General features: G+C 71.3%; 15 protein-coding genes. 11 read left to right on the top strand and 4 right to left on the bottom strand.

Annotation, left to right across the window (positions count from 1 at the left end; genetic code table 11):
* The first annotated feature begins 59 nt into the window (after window positions 1–59).
* Complete coding sequence (locus tag ACOKM3_RS03815; protein WP_267072111.1) at window positions 60–236, top strand: hypothetical protein; 177 nt, start codon at window positions 60–62, stop codon at window positions 234–236.
* 86 nt (window positions 237–322) lie between these two features.
* Here the strand turns inward: ACOKM3_RS03815 and ACOKM3_RS03810 are convergent, their stop codons facing one another.
* Together ACOKM3_RS03810 and ACOKM3_RS03805 are read right to left on the bottom strand one after the other, a co-directional pair.
* On the bottom strand, window positions 323–1966 hold the full coding sequence (locus ACOKM3_RS03810; RefSeq protein ID WP_426896867.1) for an amidohydrolase: 1644 nt from the start codon (window positions 1964–1966) through the stop codon (window positions 323–325).
* Window positions 1967–2016: 50 nt separating this feature from the next.
* Window positions 2017–3498: an APC family permease gene (locus tag ACOKM3_RS03805; protein ID WP_426896865.1), complete on the bottom strand. Its 1482-nt coding sequence runs from the start codon at window positions 3496–3498 to the stop codon at window positions 2017–2019.
* 148 nt (window positions 3499–3646) lie between these two features.
* Here ACOKM3_RS03805 and ACOKM3_RS03800 point away from each other — a divergent pair, with 148 nt between their 5' ends.
* Window positions 3647–4378 carry a TetR/AcrR family transcriptional regulator gene (locus ACOKM3_RS03800; RefSeq protein ID WP_426896863.1) on the top strand — a complete coding sequence of 244 codons (732 nt, stop codon included), beginning with the start codon at window positions 3647–3649 and terminating at the stop codon, window positions 4376–4378.
* A 55-nt stretch (window positions 4379–4433) separates the two neighbouring features.
* Here the strand turns inward: ACOKM3_RS03800 and ACOKM3_RS03795 are convergent, their stop codons facing one another.
* Window positions 4434–5117 carry a FadR/GntR family transcriptional regulator gene (locus ACOKM3_RS03795; protein WP_426896861.1) on the bottom strand — a complete coding sequence of 228 codons (684 nt, stop codon included), beginning with the start codon at window positions 5115–5117 and terminating at the stop codon, window positions 4434–4436.
* 206 nt (window positions 5118–5323) lie between these two features.
* Between ACOKM3_RS03795 and ACOKM3_RS03790 the strand changes: the two genes are divergently transcribed.
* Genes ACOKM3_RS03790 through ACOKM3_RS03755 form a run of 8 tightly spaced genes read left to right on the top strand, consistent with a single transcriptional unit; the run spans window position 5324 to window position 13408 of the window.
* Complete coding sequence (locus tag ACOKM3_RS03790; protein WP_426896859.1) at window positions 5324–6460, top strand: sugar ABC transporter substrate-binding protein; 1137 nt, start codon at window positions 5324–5326, stop codon at window positions 6458–6460.
* Window positions 6457–7986: a sugar ABC transporter ATP-binding protein gene (locus ACOKM3_RS03785; protein ID WP_426896857.1), complete on the top strand. Its 1530-nt coding sequence runs from the start codon at window positions 6457–6459 to the stop codon at window positions 7984–7986. Before ACOKM3_RS03790 ends, ACOKM3_RS03785 begins: the two co-directional genes overlap by 4 nt.
* Complete coding sequence (locus ACOKM3_RS03780) at window positions 7973–9040, top strand: ABC transporter permease (protein ID WP_426896855.1); 1068 nt, start codon at window positions 7973–7975, stop codon at window positions 9038–9040. Before ACOKM3_RS03785 ends, ACOKM3_RS03780 begins: the two co-directional genes overlap by 14 nt.
* Window positions 9041–9077: 37 nt before the next feature.
* A complete protein-coding gene (locus ACOKM3_RS03775) occupies window positions 9078–10448 on the top strand; it encodes an L-fuconate dehydratase (RefSeq protein WP_426896853.1) in 1371 nt (456 codons plus the stop codon).
* Window positions 10445–11224: an SDR family NAD(P)-dependent oxidoreductase gene (locus ACOKM3_RS03770; RefSeq protein WP_426896851.1), complete on the top strand. Its 780-nt coding sequence runs from the start codon at window positions 10445–10447 to the stop codon at window positions 11222–11224. The genes ACOKM3_RS03775 and ACOKM3_RS03770 overlap by 4 nt, the downstream gene beginning before the upstream one ends.
* Window positions 11225–11229: 5 nt before the next feature.
* A complete protein-coding gene (locus ACOKM3_RS03765; RefSeq protein ID WP_426896850.1) occupies window positions 11230–12237 on the top strand; it encodes an aldo/keto reductase in 1008 nt (335 codons plus the stop codon).
* Entirely contained in the window at window positions 12234–12548 is a 315-nt protein-coding gene (locus ACOKM3_RS03760; protein ID WP_426896848.1) for an L-rhamnose mutarotase, read from the top strand. Before ACOKM3_RS03765 ends, ACOKM3_RS03760 begins: the two co-directional genes overlap by 4 nt.
* Complete coding sequence (locus tag ACOKM3_RS03755; RefSeq protein ID WP_426896846.1) at window positions 12545–13408, top strand: amidohydrolase family protein; 864 nt, start codon at window positions 12545–12547, stop codon at window positions 13406–13408. The genes ACOKM3_RS03760 and ACOKM3_RS03755 overlap by 4 nt, the downstream gene beginning before the upstream one ends.
* Here ACOKM3_RS03755 and ACOKM3_RS03750 read toward each other — a convergent pair.
* Window positions 13369–14778 (bottom strand): lipase maturation factor family protein, encoded by a 1410-nt coding sequence (locus tag ACOKM3_RS03750; protein ID WP_426896844.1) that lies wholly within the window; start codon window positions 14776–14778, stop codon window positions 13369–13371. The genes ACOKM3_RS03755 and ACOKM3_RS03750 overlap by 40 nt on opposite strands.
* 75 nt (window positions 14779–14853) lie before the next feature.
* Here ACOKM3_RS03750 and ACOKM3_RS03745 point away from each other — a divergent pair, with 75 nt between their 5' ends.
* On the top strand, window positions 14854–16956 hold the full coding sequence (locus ACOKM3_RS03745; protein ID WP_426896842.1) for a SpoIIE family protein phosphatase: 2103 nt from the start codon (window positions 14854–14856) through the stop codon (window positions 16954–16956).
* Window positions 16957–16965 lie beyond the last annotated feature (9 nt).

The raw sequence follows: 16965 nt of genomic DNA, 5'->3' as shown, positions 1-16965 counted from the left end.
CCCGCGCGACGCAGGGCCGGACCGCCGGAGCGGGTTACCCGACACACAAGGAGTGCGCGGTGACACCAGAGAAGACGAATCGCGAACAGAGCCCGAAGGACCGAGCCGAGCGGGCCGGTCGACGCAGGCCGGAGAAGCTCGGCAGTCTCGACGTCTGGGCGAGGTCGGCGCCGATTCGCCTCGCGGGCTACGAGGACGATCTGGCGGAACCGCACATTCTGCCCAGCGTGGATTGAGTCCGGCGGGGCACCTATAGCCCGCCTTTCGGACGGGAGCCCGCGGGGTCCGGGGCAGAGCCCCGTGGCCCCAGCCCCGTTGGGCGTCAAATGGCAAACACTGGCTGCCCCCCGACGAAGGTCTGCTCGACACGCGTCGAGCCGATCTCCGTCGCGGGCCCGGCGAACGGGTCCCTGTCCAGGACCACGAGGTCCGCAAGGGACCCCGCCGCGATGACCCCGGTATCGGCGTCGAGATGGTTCACGTACGCGCTACCGGAGGTGTACGCCGCGAGCGCATCGCCCAGCCCGATCCGCTGCTCCGGCAGGAACACCGGCGTTCCCGCAGGCGCATCCGCCAGCACCCGGTTCACCGCGACATGGATCCCCTGCAACGGATCCGGGCTGCTCACCGGCCAGTCGCTGCCCGCCGCAAGCGTCGCCCCGGCTCGCAGCAGCGCCGCGAACGGGTACTGCCAGCCTGAGCGCTCCGCCCCGAGGAACGGGATCGTCAGCTCGTCCATCTGCGGCTCGTGCGCGGCCCACAGTGCCTGCATGTTCGCCGTCGCGCCCAGCTCCCGGAACCGGCCGATGTCATCGGGGTGCACGACCTGAAGGTGAGCCAGGTGCGGGCGCGTGTCCGTCCAACCATTGGCCCCCCGTGCCGCTTCCACGGCATCGAGTGCCTCGCGGACGGCCCGGTCGCCGAGCGCGTGGAAGTGCACCTGGAATCCGTGGGCGTCCAGCTCGGTCACGTACTTCTTCAGCGCCTCGGGCGGTACGAAGCTGATCCCGCTGTTGTCCGAGCGGCAGCCGCAGGCGTCGAGATACGGGCCGAGCAGCGCCGCCGTGCCGTTCTCCGCCACCCCGTCCTGCATGATCTTCACGGTCGTCGAGCGGAGCCGGCCACGGGTGCCGGCCTCGCGCCGGGCGAGCAGTTCCCCGATCTGGTCGGTGCCGCGCGCCCGGTCCCACCACAGCGCGCCCACGACACGCGCGGTGAGCCGCCCGTCGTCGGCGCAGGCCAGATACGCGTCCGTGGGGTCGGTCAGGTTGGCGTGGTCGCCGAGGATGGCGTCCTGCCAGGCCGTGACGCCGAGCGAGTGCAGGTGCTCCTGGGCGCGGAGCAGGCCCGCGATCTTCTCCTCGCGGGTGACGGGAGGCAGGAGACGCCCGACGAGGTTCGCGGCGCCCTCCTGGAGCATGCCGGTCGGCGTGCCGTCCGGGTCGCGCTCGATGCGGCCGTCGGACGGATCGGGGGTACGGGAGTCGATCCCGGCCGCTTGAAGCGCGCGGGAGTTGACCCAGGCGCCGTGGTGGTCACGGTTGACCAGGTACACCGGCCGGTCCGGGACCAGGGCGTCGAGCTCGGCCGCCGTCGGCAGCCCGCCGGGGAACGCCTCCATGGCCCAGCCGCCCCCGGTGATCCACTCGGCCTCCGGGTGCGCGCTCGCGTACGCGGCGATCCGTTCCCGGTACTCGGCGAGCGTCGTGGAGCCGCTCAGATCGCACTGGCCCATCTCCATGCCCGCCCCGACGGGGTGCGCGTGCGCGTCCTGGAAGCCGGGGATCAGCAACCTCCCCGCCAGGTCGACCACTTCGGTGTGCGGGCCGATCAACTCGCGCACCTCGTCGTGGCCGACGGCGACGATCCGCTCGCCCCGCACCGCGACCGTGGTGGCGCGCGAGCGGGCGGGGGAGCCGGTGTGGACGGGACCGCCGGTGAAGACGAGGTCGGCGGGTTCGGACATGTTCACAACTCCTAGTAGATATACGGGTGTTACGAGGTGGGGTGGGTTGGTCAGTTGGCCGTCGGTCCGGCCAGTTCGACGGCGTCGGCGTCCGTGCCGCGCCCGGTCCTGAAGTACGGGGAGCGGCGCCCGTACTTGGCGACGGCGGCCATGGCGAGACCGGACACGACGATCGCCGACGGCACCGCCAGCATGAACCAGCCGTTGTCAGGTGACAGTTCGAAGTGGTCGCTCATCGTCGCGTACGAGTACGCCAGGTACGCCCCGATGCCGAGCAGCGCGAGTCCGCTGAGCCCCGGCACGAGGACCGCGCGCACCGACTCGCGGGGCGCGGTGCGCAGCAACGGGCGGAAACGGACCGCGCAGGCGAGGGCCGTGAGGCCGTAGTAGAGGGCGACGGTGAGCCCGATGGAGTTCACCGCGGCGAGGATCATCTCGTTCAACTTCGGTATCGCCAGGGCGAGAAGGGCCACACCCGCCGCGATCGACATCACGACGACGGTGCCCGCGGCCGGCGAACCGTAGCGGGGGCTCACCCGCGTCCACACCTGTCCCATCGTGCGGTCACGGCCCATCGCGAGCAGCCCGCGTGCCGTCGGGATCACGCTGGCCTGGAGGGATGCCACGGCCGAGAACAGCAGCGCGAGCAGCGGCAGGCTGGCCACCGGCTCGTCGGCGAGTTTCGCGCCGAGGTAGGTGAGGGCCTGTGGGCCCTGCTCGACCAGTTCGGGCAGCGACATCTCGCGCTGGAAGGCCACGGAACCGTAGAGGAACAGCGCGAGCATCGCGAACAGGGCGATCAGCCCGCCGCGCCCCGCGTCCCGCACGTCCTTGGTCTCCTCGGTCACCGTGAACGCGGCGTCCCAGCCCCAGAAGAAGAACACCGCGAGGACCAGGCCCTGCGCGAAGGCCGTGCCGCCGTGGATGTCGAACGGGTCGAACCACGACCACTGGAAGGCGTGCGAGCCGGTGACCAGGGACCAGCCGCAGAACCCGAGCAGCACCACGTACTCGAAGACGAGCAGCCACGCCTGGAGGCGGGTCGCCTTACGTACGCCGGTGACCGCGGTGACGGTGACGGCGGTGAGCACGAGCAGTCCGACGACGGTCGAAAGCGCCGTCGAGTTCGGATCGAGGCCGAGCCCCAACAGGGTGTGCAGGCCGGCCTTGTTGGCGAACTGCAGAAACACGGAGCCGGTCACCGCGCTCGTGTACGCCATGAACACCAGCGTGCCGACGAGGGTGACCCAGCCCGTGAGGAAGCCGAGCCAGGGGCCGAGCGAACGGCCCACCCAGACATAGCCGCTGCCCATGTTCGGCTCCTGGCGGTTCAGCCGGGCGTAGGCCACCGCGATGCCCAGGATCGGCACGAACGCGACGAGCAGGACCGCCGGGGCGTGCAGCCCGACCGTCGCGGCGAGGGAACCCATCCCGATGCCGATGCTGGTGGTCGCGGCGGTGCTGGACGCGGCGATGGCGATGCCGTCGACGACGCCGAGGGAGCGGCGCAGGCCCGGTGGTTCGCTACTCATGATCGATCTCCTGACGGCAGGGAGGCGGGGATGGCAGGGGAGTGGAAGGTGCGCGAGGAGCGGCGACCGCGATCAAATCGGCCTTGTCAGCTTGCGTCAATGGTGTTGTCATAAGCGGGACGCGTCGGGCGAAGGAGGGGAGAGGGCCATGGCGGAGGGGCGGATCCCGGTGGAGCGGCGGCGCCGCAAGCCGACGAGGTCGGGGGTGCTGCTGTCCGAGGACGTGATCGTCGACTGCGCGCTGCGCCTGGTCGGGCAGCACGGCGGCGACGCGCTGAGCGTGCGCAGGATCGGCGCGGCCCTGGGCTGCGACCCGAGCGCGCTGTACCGCTACTTCCACAGCACGGACGACCTGCTGCTCGCCGTCTCCGACCGGCTCATCGGCGAGGCCATGGACGGTTTCCACCCCGAGCGGCTGGCCTGGCGCGACGGGCTGCGCGAGTTCGGCCTGCGCATCCATCGTGGGTACAGCGCGCACCCGCGGGTGGCGGCGCTCGCGGCGTACCGGGTGACGCGGCGCCCGCACGAGTTCCGTGCCGTGGACGCGGGAATCGGACTCCTGCGGCGTGCCGGCTTCACGGACGAGGCCGCGGTGCGCCACTACTCCGCCTTCGTCGACACCGTCCTCGGCCACGCGGCCCTCGACGCCGCGTATCTGGCGCTGCCCGCGGAGCGGCGGGAGGCGGACGACCGGGCGTGGACGGGGGAGTACGCGACCCTGTCGGCCGAGACGCATCCCCAACTCGGCGCGGCACGCGAGCACTTGCCACTGATGGCGGGGAGCTCGTTCGAGGTGGCGTTGGAACTGCTGCTGACGGCGCTGGAGACGGCGGCGACCACGTCAACCCCCGCCGGTAAACCTGGTCCGGTCGGCGACTGAGCCGCGCTACATCAAGCCGCGCGAGCGACTGGTCAACCCCGCCGGGCCGGAGCGCTCACTCCAACTGCCCCCGCAACCACTCCTCCACCTCACCCACATGCGCCGCCGCCGCGGCCCTCGCCGCTTCCGGATCCCGCGCCGTCAGTGCCCGCAGGATGCGGGCGTGTTCGCGGCGGGTGCGTTCGAAGGCGCCCTCCTGTTCGTAGCCGCGCCACACCCGCGCCCGGAAGGTACGGGAGGACAGGCCTTCCAGGATCGCCGACATGGTGTCGTTGCCCGCCGCCGCGGCGATCGTCCGGTGGAACGCCAGGTCGTGGGAGAGGATCTCGTCCGGATCGTCCGTCGCCTCCATCGCCGCCAAGTGGTCCTCGACCTCGGCGAGTTGGGCACGGGTGATGCGCGCCGCGGCCAGCGCCGTGGCCGTCGACTCCAGGATGCGACGCACCTCGAGGAGTTCTACGAGGCGGGGCCCGCGTGACAGGTCGGCGACCACCCCGAATGTCTCCAGGAGGTCACCGGCCTCCAACTGCGTGACGTAGATGCCGGATCCGTGCCGCGCCTCCAGCGCGCCGAGCACGGTGAGTGCCCGGATCGCCTCCCGCATGGAGCTGCGCGAGATGCCGAGCTGCACCGCCAGGTCCCGCTCGGTGGGCAGCCGTTGGCCCGGCTGGAGCTCGCCGCTGCCGATCATCGCCTTGAGCTGGTCGATGGCCCGCTGGGTGACGGTGGCCTTCTGCATGCCGCGCAGTGTAACCAGCCAGGTGGTCGGACCACTACCGAGAAAGTCGGACCTCTTCGCGGCGCCGAGGGCGTAAATACCGAGAAAACTTGCCTACGAAGGGTGTTGGGGCGCCGAAGTGGTCTGATAAATATCTCGGCGCGGGCCGGAACCGGAGGGGCGGGGAACGGCCGCGCCCATGACTTCAGGAGCCGAGGAGCAGTCCGATGACTGGCACCACGATGGACTCGAAGACAGCGACCAGGGGGAACAGGGCGGCGCGCACCCGCAGTTCGCGCGCCCGCAGTTCCAGAAGGCGGGGGCTGAGCGCGGTGGCCCTGCTCGGCTGCGCCGCCCTCGCCCTCGCCGCCTGCGGGAGCACCAAGGACACCGCGGCCGGCGCGGGCGGTGGCGGCGGAGCCGGTGACGGCAAGGGCAAGGTGGGTGTCATCCTGCCGCTGCTGACCTCGCCGTTCTGGCAGTCGTACAACGACTACGTGCCGAAGATGGCGAAGTCCGAGGGCGTGGACGCGCTGAAGACCGTCAACTCCAACAGCGACCCCTCGCAGCAGATCACCGACATCAACAACCAGCTCAACCAGGGCGTGAAGGGCCTCGTCGTCGCGCCGCTCGACAGCGCCGCCATCGGCGCCGGGCTCGACCAGGCCGAGCGCAAGGGCGTGCCGGTCGTCGCCGTGGACGTCGCGCCCGACAAGGGCAAGGTCGCCATGGTCGTACGGGCCAACAACGTCGCGTACGGCAAGAAGGCCTGCGAGTACCTCGGCGACCACGTGAAGTCCGGCAAGGTCGTCCAGATCATGGGCGATCTCGCGTCGGTGAACGGGCGTGAGCGGTCCAAGGCCTTCCGGGACTGCGTGAAGGAGAAGTATCCGAAGCTCAAGGTCCTGGAGATCCCGGCGAAGTGGGAGTCGGACACCGCCGCCTCCAAGCTCGACACCCTCCTCAACGCCAACCCCGACATCAAGGGGATCTACATGCAGGCGGGCGGCGTCTATCTCGCGCCGACGCTCCAGACCCTCAAGTCCAAGGGGATGCTGGAGAAGGCGGGTTCGGACAAGCACATCACGATCGTGTCGAACGACGGCATCCCGCAGGAGTTCGCCGCCATCCGCAAGGGCCAGATCGACGCGACGGTCTCGCAGCCCGCCGACACGTACGCCAAGTACGGCATGTACTACATCAAGGCGGCGATGCAGGGGAAGAAGTTCAAGCCCGGTCCCACCGACCACGGCTCGAAGATCGTGAAGCTGCCCAGCGGCACCCTTGAGGACCAGCTGCCCGCCCCGCTGGTCACCAAGAAGAACGTCGACGACTCCGAGCTGTGGGGAAACACGGTCAAATGACCGCCGCCACCCCGCCCTTGGTCGAGGCCCACGGCATCGTCAAACGCTACGGGCCCACGGTCGCCCTCGCCGACGGCCGGCTCACGGTGCGCGCGGGCGAGTCCCACGCGCTCGTCGGGCGCAACGGCGCGGGCAAGTCCACGCTCGTCCAGGTCCTCACCGGACTCCAGGCCGCCGACGCGGGCACGCTCACCTTCGACGGGCAGCCCGCACCGCCGCTCGGCGACCGGGAGGCGTGGCGCGCGAAGGTCGCCTGCGTCTACCAAAAGCCCACGGTCATCCCGGAGTTGACCGTCGCGGAGAACCTGTTCCTGAACCGGCAGCCGGGTGCCCGGCGCGGCTTCTTCAGCTGGAAGAAGCTCGACGCCGAGGCCCGGGAGCTGCTCGACACGTGGGGCGTGCGCGTCGATCCCGGCGCACGCACCGCCGACCTCAAGGTCGAGGACCGCCAAATGGTCGAGATCGCGCGGGCGTTGAGCGGCGGCGCCCGGTTCATCGTCCTCGACGAGCCGACCGCGCAGCTCGACAACCGCGAGATCGAGCGGCTCTTCGCCCGCATGCGGGCGCTCCAGGAATCGGGCGTCACCTTCCTGTTCATCTCGCACCACCTCCAGGAGGTGTACGAGGTGTGCCAGACGGTCACCGTGCTTCGCGACGCCCGCTGGATCACCACCGCTCCGGTCGCCGAACTGCCGCGGCCCGCCCTCGTCGAGGCGATGGCGGGGGAGGCGGTCGCGGAGCAGGCGGCGGCCGCGGCGGAGGCGGTCGTCGAGCAGGCGGCCGAGGAGGCCGCCGAGCCAGTCGTCCTGGAGGTGGCGGGGCTCACCTCCGACACGTACGAGGACGTGGATCTGACCGTGCGGCGCGGCGAGGTCGTCGGGCTCGCGGGCTCCAGCGGCAGCGGCAAGATCGCGCTCGCGGAGTCGCTGGCGGGGCTTCACACACCCACATCGGGCACGGCCCGGCTCGACGGGCGGCCGCTGCCCTTCGGGGACGTGTCCGCCGCGCTCGCCGCGGGTGTGGGGTGCGTCCCGCGTGACCGGCACGACCAGGGGCTCGTCACCGGGATGTCCATCGGTGACAACTCCACGCTGTCGGTTCTCGGGCGGCTCGGCCGGCGCGGGTTCATCGGCACGGAGAGCCGCCGGCGGTTCGCCCGTGAGCTCATCCAGCGGCTCGACATCCATGCGGAGGGGCCCGACCAGCCCGTCTCCGATCTGTCCGGTGGCAATGCGCAGAAGGTGGTGATGGCCCGTGCGCTCGCCTCTGACCCGCGGTTGCTCGTGCTGATCAATCCGACGGCCGGCGTCGACGTGAAGTCCAAGGAGTCGCTGCTGCGGCGGGTGGACAGCGCGCGGGACGACGGCGCGGCGGTCCTCGTCGTGTCGGACGAACTCGACGATCTGCGGCGCTGCGACCGGGTGCTTGTTCTGTTCCATGGGCGCGCTGTTGCGGAGCACGCCGCGGGGTGGGCCGACCACGAATTGATCGCGTCGATCGAGGGGGTTTCCAGTGACGTCAGGTAATCAAGCCCCGCCGGCGATCGAGGCGCGGGGGCCGGGGCAGAGCCCCGAGGCGTCGGCGACAGGGCAGGCGAAACAGCGCGGGTCGGCCCAGAACGTCCTCCTCCGCCGCGCACGCGAACTCGCCCTTGTTCCCGCCCTGTTGCTGCTCCTCGTCCTCGGCGCCGTGCTCAACGACTCGTTCCTCACCGAGCAGAACATCATCTCCATCCTCGGCTCCTCCGCCGCCCTCGCGATGGTGGTGCTCGCCGAGTCGCTCGTGCTCATCAGCGGCAAGTTCGACCTGTCGCTCGAATCGGTTGTCGGTATCGCGCCCGCCTTCGGCGCCCTGCTCGTGCTGCCGGTCGCACAGTCCGGGTTCGGGACCGAATTCCCCGTCGCCGTATCGCTGTTGGCGGTACTCGTGGCCGGTGCGTGCATCGGTGCCTTCAACGGTGTGCTCGTCGTCAAGTTGAAGCTCAACGCGTTCATCGTGACCCTCGCGATGCTGATCGTGCTGCGCGGACTGCTCGTCGGGGCGACCAAGGGCAAGACGCTGTTCGGGATGCCCGACGCGTTCTTCGCGCTCGCCACCTCTACGTTCCTGCGGGTCCCGATGTCGGTGTGGTTCGCCGCAATCGCGTTCGGTGTGGCGGGGCTCGTCCTCAAGTACCACCGCGTGGGCCGCGCCCTGTACGCGATCGGCGGCAACGCCGAGGCCGCGCGCGCCGCCGGTATCCGCGTCGAGCGGGTCATGCTCGGTGTCTTCGTGGTCGCGGGCGTCCTCGCCTCCGTCGGAGGCATCATGCAGACCGGATACGTGGGTGCCATCAGCGCCAACCAGGGCAACAACATGATCTTCACGGTGTTCGCCGCCGCGGTCATCGGAGGCATCAGCCTCGACGGCGGCAAGGGCACCATGTTCGGCGCCCTGACCGGCGTACTCCTGCTCGGTGTCGTACAGAACATGCTGACCCTCGCCCAGGTGCCGTCCTTCTGGATCCAGGCCATCTACGGCGGAATCATCCTGCTCGCCCTCATGGTCGCCCGAGTCACCACCGGCCGCGCCCAGGACTGACCCCGCAGTGCCTCCGCCCCCGCCCGAAAGGCAGCACGTGTCCTCCACCTCGCCCCGCGTCACCGCCGTCGACACGTACGACATCCGGTTCCCGACCTCCCGGGAGCTGGACGGCTCCGACGCCATGAACCCCGACCCCGACTACTCCGCCGCGTACGTCGTGCTGCGCACCGACGACCCCGACGGACACGAGGGGCACGGGTTCACCTTCACCATCGGGCGCGGCAACGACGTCCAGGTCGCCGCGATCCGCGCGCTGAGCCACCACGTCGTGGGCCGCCCGCTCGACGCGCTGTGCGCCGATCCCGGCAGCCTCAACCGCGACCTCATCGGCGACAGCCAACTGCGGTGGCTGGGCCCCGAGAAGGGCGTGATGCACATGGCGATCGGCGCCGTCGTCAACGCGGCCTGGGACCTCGCCGCCAAGCGTGCCGCCAAACCGCTGTGGCGGCTGCTCGCCGAGGCGGACCCCGAGTGGCTGGTGTCCCAGGTCGACTTCCGCTACATCGCCGACGCCCTCACCCCCGAAGAGGCCCTGGAGCTGCTGACGGCGGGGCGGCAGGGCGCCGCCGAGCGCACCGCGCGCCTCGTCGAGCGTGGGTACCCCGGCTACACCACCTCTCCCGGCTGGCTCGGCTACAGCGACGAGAAGCTCACCCGCCTCGCCCGGCAGGCCGTCGCCGACGGCTTCACCCAGATCAAGCTGAAGGTCGGCGCCGACCTCGACGACGACATCCGCCGCTGCCGCACCGCTCGCGCGGTCGTCGGCCCGGACATCCGCATGGCCATCGACGCCAACCAGCGCTGGAACGTCGGCGACGCCGTCCAATGGACCAACGCCCTCGCCGAGTTCGAGCCGTACTGGGTGGAGGAGCCGACCAGCCCGGACGACATCCTGGGCCACGCGGCCATCCGCCGTGGTGTCGCCCCGGTGAAGGTCGCCACCGGCGAACACGTGCAGAACCGCGTCGTCTTCAAGCAGCTCCTCCAGGCCGGTTCCATCGACATCCTGCAGATCGACGCCGCGCGCGTCGGCGGCGTCAACGAGAACCTGGCGATCCTGCTGCTCGCCGCGAAGTTCGGCGTCCCCGTCTGCCCGCACGCGGGCGGCGTGGGCCTGTGCGAACTCGTCCAGCACCTGTCGATGTTCGACTTCGTCGCCCTGTCGGGGACCACCGAGGACCGTGTCATCGAGTACGTCGACCATCTGCACGAACACTTCGTCGACCCGGTCGTCGTCCGTCAGGGCCACTACGCCGCCCCGGCGGCCCCCGGGTTCTCCGCCACCATGCACGCCTCGTCCATCGCCGAATTCACCTACCCGGACGGCGAGTTCTGGGTTAAGGACCTCGCGGGCCTCGCCGCGCAGGAACAGGGCACCACCGACCCGAACGGAGCCGCCGCATGAGCGACGCCAGCGTCCAGAGTGTCCAGGACTTCGCGGGCCTGAAGGCCCTCGTCACGGGCGGCGCCTCCGGCATCGGCCGGGCCACCGCCGAGCTGCTCGCCGCGCGCGGCGCCGACGTCGCCGTGCTCGACCGCGACATCACCGACGTGGAGAAGCCGCTGCGCGGATACGCCGCCGATGTCACCGACGACGCCGCCGTGCGGGCCGCCGTGGCCGCTGCGACCGGCGACCTCGGCGGGCTCGACGTACTCGTCAACAACGCGGGCATCGGCGCCCAGGGCACCGTCGCCGACAACGACGACGCCGAATGGCACCGGGTCCTCGACGTCAACGTCATCGGGATGGTCCGCGTGGCCCGGGCCGCGCTCCCCACACTCCGGGACTCCGAGCACGCGGCGATCGTCAACACCTGCTCCATCGCCGCCACGGCGGGGTTGCCGCAGCGGGCTCTGTACGCGGCGTCCAAGGGTGCGGTCCTCTCCCTCACGCTCGCCATGGCCGCCGACCACATACGCGAGGGCATCCGCGTCAACTGCGTCAACCCCGGCACCGCCGACACCCCCTGGGTCGGCCGGCTCCTCGACAAGGCGGACGACCCGGCCGCCGAACGCGCCGCCCTCGAAGCCCGCCAGCCCACCGGGCGCCTGGTCTCCGCTGCCGAAGTCGCGGGCGCCATCGCCTACTTGGCGAGCCCGCTGTCCGGGGCGACGACCGGCACGTCCGTCGCCGTGGACGGCGGCATGCAGGGGCTGCGGCTTCGCCCCGTGGAACAGTGATCCGCATGCGCACCAGCACACTCGGCCGCGGCGACGTCCCGGTCACTGCGCTCGGCTTCGGCGGCGCGGGCATCGGCAACCTCTACACGCCCGTCCGCGACGAAGAGGCGTACCTCGCCCTGGACGCGGCCTGGGACGCGGGGCTGCGCTACTTCGACACGGCGCCGCACTACGGCCTCGGCCTGTCCGAGCGCCGGATCGGCGAGTTTCTACGGACCCGGCCCACGGGCTCGTACACCGTGTCCACCAAGGTCGGCCGCCTGCTCGAGCGGTCCCCGAACGGGGAGGCCGTGGGCGACGACAGTGCCCACGGCTTCGCCGTGCCCGCCACCGCGCGCCGGGTGTGGGACTTCAGCGCCGCCGGTGTGCGCCGCTCCATCGAGGAGAGCCTCGGCCGCCTCGGGCTCGACCGCATCGACGTCGCCTACATCCACGACCCCGACGACCACGCGAAGGAGGCGTTCGGAGAGGCCTACCCGGAGCTGGAGCGGCTGCGCGGCGAAGGGCTCGTCGGCGCCATCGGCGCGGGCATGAACCAGTCCGCGATGCTGTCCCGCTTCGTCCGCGAAACCGATGTGGACGTGGTGCTGTGCGCCGGCCGCTACTCGCTGCTCGACCAGCGCGCCCTGAAGCTGCTGCTGCCCACGGCCGCCGAACGCGGCGTCTCCGTCGTCATCGGCGGAGTCTTCAACTCCGGACTGCTCGCCGACCCCAAGCAGGGCGGCACCTTCGACTACGCGCTCGCCTCGCCCGTGGTCCTTCGCCGCGCCCGGAGGTTCAAAGACCTCGCCGAGCAGCACGGCACGACCCTGCGCGCCGCCGCGCTCGCCTTCCCGTTCGGGCACCCGGGCGTCACCAGCGTGCTCGTCGGCACCCGCTCGGCGGCCGAAGTCGCCGACACGGCACAGCAGTTCACCACCCCCGTGCCCGCCGCGTTCTGGCAGGAGGCCCGCGACCGGCACCTCCTCCCGGCGGACGTGCCCGTACCGTCACAACAGGAGCCGCACACGTGAGAGTCGCCCTGCACACCAAGGTCCGCGCCGACCTCGTCGACGCGTACGAGGCCGCCCACCGCGAGGTGCCCGAGGAACTGGTCGCCGCGATCCGGGCGGCGGGCGCGCGGCAGTGGACGATCTGGCGCAGCGGCACCGATCTGTTCCACGTCATCGAGTGCGAGGACTACGCCCGCATGCTTGCCGAACTCGACAAGCTGCCCGTGAACATCGCCTGGCAGGCCCGCATGGACGAACTCCTCGACGTCGCCCACGACTACTCCGCCGAAGGCGCCGACGCCGGACTGCCCGTCGTATGGGAGCTGCCATGACACCCGGGATCGTCGACGCGCACCACCACGTCTGGGACCTCTCCGTCCGCGACCAGGACTGGATCACCGGACCTGAACTCGCCCCGATACGCCGCACGTTCACCATCGACGAGCTGGCCCCCGACCTGCGGGCGGCCGGTGTCGACGCCACCGTGCTCGTGCAGACGGTGACCGTCGCCGAGGAGACGCCCGAGTTCCTCGCCCTCGCCGAGCGCAGCGACCTCGTCGCGGGCGTCGTCGGCTGGACCGATCTGACCCGGCCCGGCGTCCGCGACACCCTGGACCGGCTGCGGGAACTGCCGGGCGGGCGGCACCTGGTGGGCATCCGGCACCAGGTGCAGGGTGAGCCCGACCCCGAGTGGCTGCTCCGTCCCGACGTGCGGCGCGGACTCGCCGCCGTCGCGGACGCCGGGCTCGTCTACGACCTGCTGGTCCTGCCGCACCAGCTGCCGGCCTGCCTGAAGGCCGCCGCCACACACCCTGAACTCACCTTCGTGCTCGACCACTTGGGCAAGCCGCCCATCGCATCGGGGGAGCTCGACCCCTGGCGGGACGACGTCCGCGCCCTCGCCGCGCTCCCCAACACGGTCTGCAAACTCTCCGGCGTGGTCACCGAGGCCGACTGGTCCGGCTGGACCGTCGACCATCTGCGGCCGTACGCGGACACGGTCATCGACGCCTTCGGTCCCGCCCGCGTGATGTTCGGCTCCGACTGGCCGGTGTGCACGCTCGCGGCCACCTACCAGCAAGTCGTGGACACGGCACGGGAGTTGGCGGGCGGCGAGGACCCGGACATCTTCGGGGACACCGCCCGCCGCGTCTACCTCAGCCGGGTCGGCGGCAGGAACTCCCGTACGTAGGTCCGCTCCCACCACGCCCCCGTCTCCCGCAGCTCACGCCACGACGTGAAGCGGTAGCGGTACACGCGCGCCCGGATGTGCACGGGCGGCGCATCGGCGGGGAAGGGGGAGCGGCGCAGCAGCCGCAGCGTGTCCCGGTCGCCCTCCAGGAGCCGCTCGACCAGGGTCTCGAACCAGGACCTGGCGTACGCGGGCGAGAGCGCGGCGAACCACATCATCCAGTCGAGCCGCAGATGGTACGGCGCGAACTGGCGCGGCAGCCGGCGCGGATCGCCCGGCTTCCCCTTGAACTCGTAGGCCAGCCAGCCCGATTCGGGGCGCGGCACCTCCTCCGCCGTGCCCTCGATCACGATCTCCTGCCGGACCCGCCCGACTGAGCCGAACGCCCCGTACGTGTTGACCAGGTGCAGGGAGTCGTAGGAGCGGTTCATGGACTGGCGCCGGGAGAGCAGATTGCGCACCGGCCGGTAGCTGAGCGCCGCCACTCCCGCCGTGAGGGCGATGACCACCACCTCGTACCAGAGCGGCGCCGCGGGGAGCGCGGGCGGTGTGTGCAGTGCGGACAGGTCGAGCGCGGAGACCGCCACGACGATCGCGAGCCAGTTCAGCCACGCGAAGTTGCCCGAGGCGACCAGCCAGAGCTGGGTGACGATCATCAGGGCCGCCGCCCACGTGGCGACCGGCTGCGGCGTGAAGAGGAGGAAGGGCACCGCCAGCTGGGTGACGTGGTTGGCGGCGACCTCCACCCGGTGCAGCGGGCGCGGCAGGTGGTGGAAGAACCAGCTCAGCGGGTTCGGCATGGGCTGTGTCTCGTGGTGGAAGTCGAGGCAGGTCAGCCTCCGCCAGCACTCGTCACCGCGAATCTTGATCAGCCCGGCCCCGAATTCGAGGCGGAACAGGACCCAGCGCAGCAGGAACAGCACGAGGATCGGCGGCGCCACCGCGTCGTTCCCCAGGAACACCGCCAGGAAGCCGACCTCGAGGAGCAGCGACTCCCAGCCGAAGCCGTACCAGGTCTGGCCCACGTTCACGATCGACAGATACAGCGCCCACGGCACCAGCCACAGCAGCATCGCCGCCCACAGCGGCACAAGCCCGTCCACCCCCGCGAGCAGCCCGGCCGCCAGCACCGCGCCGCCCCACGCGCACCCGGCGAAGAACCGGTCCGAGTAGTGCAGCCGGAACAGCGAGGGCGCGGCCCGCCACGGCACACGCGCCACGAACCGGGGGATCGGCGTCAGCCCGCGCTCCCCGAGCAGCGCCCTGAACTGGAGCGCCGCCGCCACGAACGCGACGAGGTAGAGCGCGGCGAGGCCCCGCTGGAACACCAGGCGTGCGAGCCAGTAGTCCGTGGCGCCGAACCAGTCCATACCTCCAGTGTGTGCCCCGATTCCCGCCGAGGTCACGACGTGCGGGTGAAGGGGGCTCGGCCTAGCGTGGGGCCCATGGGCGCGGGTAGCGGGGGCGGCGAGGAGCCCGGGAACGCCCCAGGCGGGGAGGGCCCGGAGGATGCCCCACGCGGATTTCTGGAGGCCTACGGCCGGGGCCTGCGCATGGGCAGCTTCGACTGGGACCTCGACACCGGCCTCATGGCGATGGACGCCCAGGCCCACGAGGTCTTCGACATCCTGCCGGAGGAATACGACGACCACCCCGCCACGCTCGCCTCGCGCGTCCCGGCCGGCGACGGCGGACGGCTCGACACCCTCGTCTCCCGGGCCCTCAAGAGCGGCGACGAGACCTACGGAACGTACTTCCGCGTCCGCACCCGCACGGGCGAGATGCGCTGGACCCACACCCGCGGCTACATCCGCCGCGACGAGCACGGAAAGCCGCGCCGCATCGTCGGCATCGTGCGCGACGCCACCGAGGAGCTGAACGACGCCACCGTGCAGGGCGAGCGCGAGGTACGCCAGGCGCTCAGGCGCCGCGAGACCAGCGTCGTGCAGAACACCACCGCCGCCCTCGCGCACGCCCGCACCGTCAAGGACGTCATCGACGTGCTGCGCGACACCCACGGCATCGAGCACCTCGGCGCCACCAGCTTCGTGATGGGCCTGGTCAGGGGCGGACGCATCCAACTCGTCGCGGAGGGGCCGCAGGGGAGCTTCGTGCCGGGCACCGGCATCACCCGCGTCAACGCCCCGTACCCGATGAACGAGGTCGTGCGCACCCTCAAACCCTGCTTCATCGAGTCCGCCAGGGAATTCGCCGACTCGTTCCCGGAGCTGTGGCCGCACATCACCCATCTGGAGATCAAGTCCGCCGCCTACCTGCCGCTCATCGCGCAGGCCCGGCCCATCGGCGCGGTCGGCCTGTTGTACCACGACCGCGAGGGCTTCACCGAGTCCGAGCGCAACGTCCTCGTCGCACTCGGCAGCAGCATCGCGCAGAGCCTCCAGCGCGCCATGTTCTACGAGCAGGAGAAGGACCTCGCCCAGGGCCTTCAGCAGGCCATGCTGCCGCGCACCATCCCGGACGTGCCGGGCGCCGACCTCGCCGTGCGCTACCGCGCGGCCTCCCTCGGCCGGGACATCGGCGGCGACTGGTACGACGTGATCCCGCTGCCCGGCGGCCGGGTCGGCGCGGTCATCGGCGACGTACAGGGACACGACACACACGCCGCCGCCGTCATGGGCCAGCTGCGCATCGTGCTGCGCGCCTACGCCGCCGAGGGCCACACACCCGCCACCGTCATGGCCCGCGCCTCCTCCTTCCTCCACGAACTCGACACCGACCGCTTCGCGACCTGCCTGTACGCGGAGGCCGACCTGTCGACCGGTGTCGTCCAGCTCGTCCGGGCCGGACACCTCGACCCGCTGCTGCGCCTGACCGGCGGAAACTGCCGCAGGCTCGCCGTGGAGGGCGGGCTCCCGCTCGGCCTGTCCGCGGAGTTCGGGCGGCTCGAATACCCGGTGACCGCCGCCGAGCTCGACCCCGGTGAGGCGCTGGTGATGTGCACCGACGGCCTCGTCGAACAGCCGGGCGCCGACCTCGACGACGGGCTCCAGACCCTCACCACGCTCATCGGCACGGGTCCGGACGACCTCGACCAGCTCGCGGACCGGCTCGTCGCCTCGTGCGAGGAACGCGACGTCGAGGACGACGTGGCGCTGCTGCTCCTGCGCCGCCGCGGCGCGGGCGCGGTGCAGAGCGGCGGCCGGCTCACCGAACACGTGCCACCGGGTGACCCGGAGGCGCTGAAGGCCGCCCGCCACATGATCCGGCACGCCGTCCGCGCCTGGGGAGCGAAGGAGAACGCCGACGAGATCGAACTCGTCGCCGACGAGATGATCACCAACGCCCTCATGCACACCGAAGGCCCCGCCATCGTCACCCTTCGCGTCCTCACCGGCGCCGACCGAAGACTCAGGGTCGACGTGGAGGACACCTCCAGCGCCCTGCCGCGCCGCCGCGAGGCGGGCGAGGACGGCGTGTCGGGACGCGGCCTGTTCCTCGTCGACCAGCTCGCCGACGTATGGGGCGTGGAGGCGCGCGGCGGGGGCAAGTGCGTCTGGTGCGAATTCGTGGTGCCCACGCGCGAGTGAGAGGCTGAC

Source organism: Streptomyces nidicola, assembly GCF_050106155.1.
Taxonomy (GTDB): Bacteria; Actinomycetota; Actinomycetes; order Streptomycetales; family Streptomycetaceae; genus Streptomyces.
This window is presented reverse-complemented; position numbering and strand designations above follow the sequence as displayed.

Excerpts from the sequence above, each read along its gene's own strand:
- ACOKM3_RS03810 (WP_426896867.1), bottom strand. The coding sequence starts at position 1,966 with ATGTCCGAACCCGCCGACCTCGTCTTCACCGGCGGTCCCGTCCACACC.
- ACOKM3_RS03805 (WP_426896865.1), bottom strand. The coding sequence starts at position 3,498 with ATGAGTAGCGAACCACCGGGCCTGCGCCGCTCCCTCGGCGTCGTCGAC.
- ACOKM3_RS03800 (WP_426896863.1), top strand. The coding sequence starts at position 3,647 with ATGGCGGAGGGGCGGATCCCGGTGGAGCGGCGGCGCCGCAAGCCGACG.
- ACOKM3_RS03795 (WP_426896861.1), bottom strand. The coding sequence starts at position 5,117 with ATGCAGAAGGCCACCGTCACCCAGCGGGCCATCGACCAGCTCAAGGCG.
- ACOKM3_RS03790 (WP_426896859.1), top strand. The coding sequence starts at position 5,324 with ATGACTGGCACCACGATGGACTCGAAGACAGCGACCAGGGGGAACAGG.
- ACOKM3_RS03785 (WP_426896857.1), top strand. The coding sequence starts at position 6,457 with ATGACCGCCGCCACCCCGCCCTTGGTCGAGGCCCACGGCATCGTCAAA.
- ACOKM3_RS03770 (WP_426896851.1), top strand. The coding sequence starts at position 10,445 with ATGAGCGACGCCAGCGTCCAGAGTGTCCAGGACTTCGCGGGCCTGAAG.
- ACOKM3_RS03765 (WP_426896850.1), top strand. The coding sequence starts at position 11,230 with ATGCGCACCAGCACACTCGGCCGCGGCGACGTCCCGGTCACTGCGCTC.
- ACOKM3_RS03755 (WP_426896846.1), top strand. The coding sequence starts at position 12,545 with ATGACACCCGGGATCGTCGACGCGCACCACCACGTCTGGGACCTCTCC.
- ACOKM3_RS03750 (WP_426896844.1), bottom strand. The coding sequence starts at position 14,778 with ATGGACTGGTTCGGCGCCACGGACTACTGGCTCGCACGCCTGGTGTTC.
- ACOKM3_RS03745 (WP_426896842.1), top strand. The coding sequence starts at position 14,854 with ATGGGCGCGGGTAGCGGGGGCGGCGAGGAGCCCGGGAACGCCCCAGGC.